The 5,358-nt window shown below is 48.7% G+C and carries 2 protein-coding genes; both read left to right on the top strand.

Annotated elements, in window-relative coordinates; translation table 11 throughout:
- Positions 1-144: 144 nt before the first annotated feature.
- A complete protein-coding gene (locus ACW4QM_RS11325; protein WP_161128445.1) occupies positions 145-2,460 on the top strand; it encodes a hypothetical protein in 2,316 nt (771 codons plus the stop codon).
- Between the two features lie 6 nt (positions 2,461-2,466).
- Positions 2,467-5,334 (top strand): DEAD/DEAH box helicase, encoded by a 2,868-nt coding sequence (locus tag ACW4QM_RS11320; RefSeq protein WP_455798466.1) that lies wholly within the window; start codon positions 2,467-2,469, stop codon positions 5,332-5,334.
- Positions 5,335-5,358: the final 24 nt, after the last annotated feature.

Raw genomic sequence — 5,358 nt, 5'->3', positions numbered from 1 at the left:
TGGAGAGATTAAAGCGCCATCATCGGCGCACACCGACCGATAGCGGACAAGCGCACCGATGGCTCGCGGAATCACGGACTGAAAACGCCGCAATAATCAATCGGATTTGATACTAATATTCAAAGCACGTTTAAGCAGATATTCGTGGATCATATCGAACGACGAGGAATGCCTCTTTATGGTCGAGACGAAGAAACAAATTACTATTTTTACACCGCGCTCCTCCACGGTGGCCTCTCCGCTGACTCATGGGCCAGCCTTTGGGATAGATCCCTTCTTCCTTTAGCAAGAGGGATTGCTAAAGGCGACTACGGGTTTTGCGGCGAGATGGATGGTCACTCTATTCTTAGGGAACTTAAGAATCCCGAAAGCCGCTTCGCCCCCAGAAAATCAGTCGCAAACATACTAGGAAAAGCGCCAGACTCAACCATTGCGCCGCTATTTGAAGCTGCGATGCGCGTAGCTGCACAGGAAGTCGAAAGACACGAAAGCATAAAGAGTCGCTACACGATGCTTTCAAACTTCGGTCTTCCCGAAATCGCAATGGAAGCACTCTGCAAGTGCCAGGACAACATATCATCCCCGACAGAAAAACATAGACACCACTCTTCGTACAAGAATCAAGGTAGCAAGCGACGGCTAATTTACCTTCCCATGGCCAGCCTGCAATTAAGCCTTGCGGAAGGTGTTGTGTTTATGCGTTGGCCCCGTCAACAGTTCCCTCTTGATTTCGCCGGCGCAAGAATTGATTACTATATTGATGGCAATCTAATGCAGAGTTCTTCGTTTGATGCCAGTGTCGGAAAATGCGTACTTGAAGCGACCAGCATCGCCGTGAATCCACAAGCACGATATGATGTTGAACTAAGGCTCATGAGGAAGAATGACATAACGGGAGAATTCGAAGAGTCTGGCACGCTTCGTCAAACATTCACCAGAAGCAAGCCATGCTGTTTCGAATTCATCAAGGATTCTAAGGGGATTTATCGCTTGCGCGGCCGAAACGAGAGGATCTCTAAAAAACGGCGCATTGCTTACATCGTCAAGGAAGGCTATAAACTAGCGCCTGGCCAAGGCATGACGGCGATCTCAGAGCACGAAACCACTGGCGAATGGAACGATACCCAGGTTTTCGTCTACGATGTCGAACCGGGTTCATCTGGCTCAATTATAAGCCTACCGACCGGCGAAGAAGTAGCGATATGGCAAGAACGGTATGTGGCCAAAATCGATAGGAGACGCATTATTGGGGAGACCTCAAATGGTACTGATCTATATGGTTACGCCCCGAGCGAAATCGGCACAAACAGCGCTCTCCCGTCCATAACTATAGAGGCCATTGATGGATTGTCCGCTCTCGAAGACCTCGATATCGCTTGCATTTGTGACGGCCAGAGAATATCGATGCCGCGCCGCGTTTCGCAAATGGACAACTCTGCCGAGCTGGGTCCCGCGCGAGTTGTCCTCGATCCACAGAAGTCGAGTTTGTTCAATCGACATATCGAAGAGTGCATTATAGAGGCAAAGCAAAGATCAACTGGCGGTAAAACGGTTTTCAGATACAAGTTTTCAGCGATCCCCATCCAAGATTTCAGGCCGACAGAGATCAATCTAGACTTCGGTATCGCAGTCGCAACGTACACGTTTCAAGCAGTACTTGCAATTGATGTCGAGGACGCACAAGGGAGAACTGATTCGATAAACGCTTGGGACAGGTACATCGCAAAGACTCTTCTAAAGGATGAGTTTTTGCATATTCGCATATACTCAAGAGAAAGCGCCAAAAAGACCGAAGCAAAGTTAGCATTAGCGGCTATAGATATCCAGATTCCCGACGAACTTGCACACGTTTCAAAGATTCATGCAATTTGCCTAGCGGACGCTCTTAGTCTGGGGCCAAGTGCAGCCAATTTCAAGATCGTCTCCAAGGGTTGGAGGTATAACAGAGCAGCGATGGTCATGCTCGATACGGAACCCATCTTCTATAAGGAGCTCAAGCAACCTGGTGTACACACGTTCAATCTATTCGGTCATATCGATTCATTTAGACAGTCAAGCAACTCCTCGCCGTCCAGCCTTCCTTTGAAGCTCTCATTGGCATACGGCGACGACGTGACTCAAGGATATCGCAAACCAGCATGGGTCGATGCCTCTTTGCTCGACTGCGTACAGGGAGTCGGCATTCTTGACTGGAGGCTTTTGGTGACTAGTACTGGAGAGCATCTACTTCGCTTCGAAGGCAAAGCATCTTGCGACGTAAATTTCCAGTTCAAAAAGAAAGTGGGTAGAAGGCCAATTGCCGAAGCTATTGCGCTAACAGGAGCAACGGAATTGGCTCTTCCCGAATGCGTGGTTAGGCTCTTGGATATGCAAAAAACTATTATCGTAGAGGTATCGCCGTGCGATTGGTTCGGCAACCCGCAACGAGAATATGCCACGGAATTCGCACTGAAAAGGTAGGCCTACATGACGCAGACTGAAGAGTTCAACCCTATCGAAACGGCGCGCAAGGTAGAAGAATCGTATCGTGAGTACATAGCCACTACCATTCATTTCGCTGATGCCGATTTGCAGAGTCAACTTGAGGAAATCCTTCGCAAACCTGGTTACCTTGCCAAGGGGCCATTTCTGGAAGCGGCTCCACCCTATCGAAAAGATAAAACCGTGACAGAACTAGTAGGCGAGGGCGTCCTCTGCGAAAGCATGTTGAAGCTTGGTGGGGGCGACGCGGACAATTTCGACCCCGATCGTCCTTTATACGTTCATCAGGTAAGAGCCATCAGAAAGGCTGTAGCTGGTCGCAATTACGTCGTATCCACTGGTACCGGATCGGGTAAAACCGAATGCTTTCTGCTTCCGATCCTCAATGACATTCTAAAAGAGTTCGAGAAAAGGGGCCCTTCCGACGGCGTGCGCGCAATGATTCTTTATCCTATGAATGCTCTGGCAAATGATCAGCTGAAAAGATTACGTCTTTTGTTAAAGGGTATTGACATTACTTTCGGGCGATACACCGGGGACACAGAAGAGCGTGAGTCAAAAGCTCTTACGAAATGGAAAGAAGAAAACCCTGGCCAAACAAAACTTCCTAACGAGATCATCTCTCGCGAAAAGATACGAAAAGAGCCGCCGAATATTTTGCTTACAAATTATTCGATGCTCGAGTATCTTCTTCTCCGACCTGAAGACGCTCCGCTGTTCGGCAAAGCGTTTGGAGGGAATTGGCGTCACATCGCGATCGACGAGGCGCATGTCTACTCTGGAGCTCTTGGGACCGAGATCGCGTATCTCTTGCGCCGTCTCAAAGCACGAATTGAATCGGAAACGAGCGAACCTACGCATCTCCATTGTTATGCTACTTCTGCAACAATCGGGTCACCTGAAGAAAAGCCGAAGGTTGCCTCCTTCGCCCAAGACTTGTTCGGTGAACCATTTTCCAATGAAGAGATCAATCTCGACATAGTGACGGGGGAAATAGACCGTCCCCAGGATGCTTTGGACGAAAAACCGTGGGGCGCGCTTCCATTAGCCACATGGATTGACCTTCGTAAACTTCTTTTCGATCTTGACGCCGTAGACGCACAAGGTATCGTTGAAACACTCAAATCCTCTGGCGTACCCGAGAATATCTTGTCTAGGATGAGAGGCGATGATCCACTCATAGATCTTGGAAAAGTACTACTCGGAGAAGAGTCGGCTTCAAAGCTCATAAGACAGTGCGAACACCTCATCGACCTCACCGACATTAGACAAATCGGAGAATTGGAAATATCTGGTCTACCGGGAGATGAAAGCGACGCCGAAATTCTAACATCTATGGTCGAGGTGCTCTCTTGCGCACGGCGTTCTAAAGATATTCCCATTTTGACAAGCCGTTTCCATTCGTTCTTAAGAGCCCCTGAAGGCATATTTCTAAATCTGAACACACGCAAGCTCATCTCTTACAAAACCGTCGCGGAAAAATATGATGATGAAAATGCCACGCCCATATACGAGGTATCAGTCTGTCGTCATTGCGGGCAGGCCTACATATTAGGGACGGAAAAGTCTGCAGAAAACGTTGCATCAGCATGGCTGAATCCTCGCCATGAAGGAACGGATGCTGATGACGAATTCCTTCCAAGAGCCTATTATCGTTTGCTCGCAAATGAATCCGAACGTGATGCCGACGAAGAAATTCAGTGGCTCTGCCCGATATGTGGTTCGCTGCATCACGAGGCCGTAGGCGGCCTTCACCGATTTGAACACAAAGACACCCAACGTGTACCTATTGCGCTAAATCAGACAGAGAGCAAACAGGCAGACGAAGAGACGGCTCGTTGCCGTCATTGCGGATATCAGTCCCGTATAGCAATTCAACCAATGAGGGTTTCTCCCGAGGCTGCAGGTAGCGTCGTATGCTACGACCTCATCAGAGAGATCCCGCCTTTTGATATTGAAGCGACTGATGATGACGATTGGTTTGTCGACCTTCATGAAGAGCGCAGAGCAGGAAGTGTCATTTGCTTTTCAGACAAGCGTCAAGATGCGGCTTTCTTTGTGCCAGCGATGGAAAGAACTTACGGGAACATCACTCGTCGCCAACTAATCAGAGAGGCCGTAGAAGCGAAATCTTCAGACGAAGGGGGCTGCAAACCAAGTGCCGTTGTGAACTGGATAGCAAGCACCGCCAATAAAAGGTATCCGAACCTTTTCGATTCCAACAAAAAAGATCAGGCCACCGCTTGGGTCTTGGATGAGCTCTCTGCCGAGGACTCCCGCAACAGCCTCGAAGGTTTAGGCATCATAAGAATTGAGCCTACGGAATTTAATGAAGGTTTCTCGAATCCCAAAGTGCAGGAAATTATTGCTCGACGCGTCAATTACCTCAATGGAAACGGCCTAAATTGGCTCACTTCCGAAGATTACATTCTCTTTACTAAAGTATGCCTAGAGCTGCTTCGTGAACGCAACGCCATTGAGGTTCCTGAGGGTGTGTCAAGCCTAAGGAACAATCATGAAAAACGCGGCAATCTGGTAATCCTAGGGGGAGACAACGTCACCAGTCCTAAAGATACCATTCAATTTGCAGGCACTTCGATAAGCACAACCGAGAACAAACGCAGCGCATTTGTTCGAAAATATGCAAAGAAGGTGCATGGTATCACGCTTTCCCAAGAGGGCACCCTGAAGATATTGCAGGACATCTTTCTGTTTACGGCACAATATCTGGATGGATTCTTCAGAGGCGAGGGTTACCTTGTTGGAACCAAGGAAAGATTGCCTCCTGCGCGCTTGTCCGATGATGATTCCGCGCGTCGCCGATACTCATTCCACGCGTTGCCGATAGCCTAAGGCTCTTTCCTCCTCCACTTCCTT

The sequence above is a fragment of the Adlercreutzia sp. CNCM I-6207 genome, from assembly GCF_977072305.1.
Note: the sequence above shows the minus strand (reverse complement) of the source record. Positions and strands in the feature narration are given on the sequence as shown.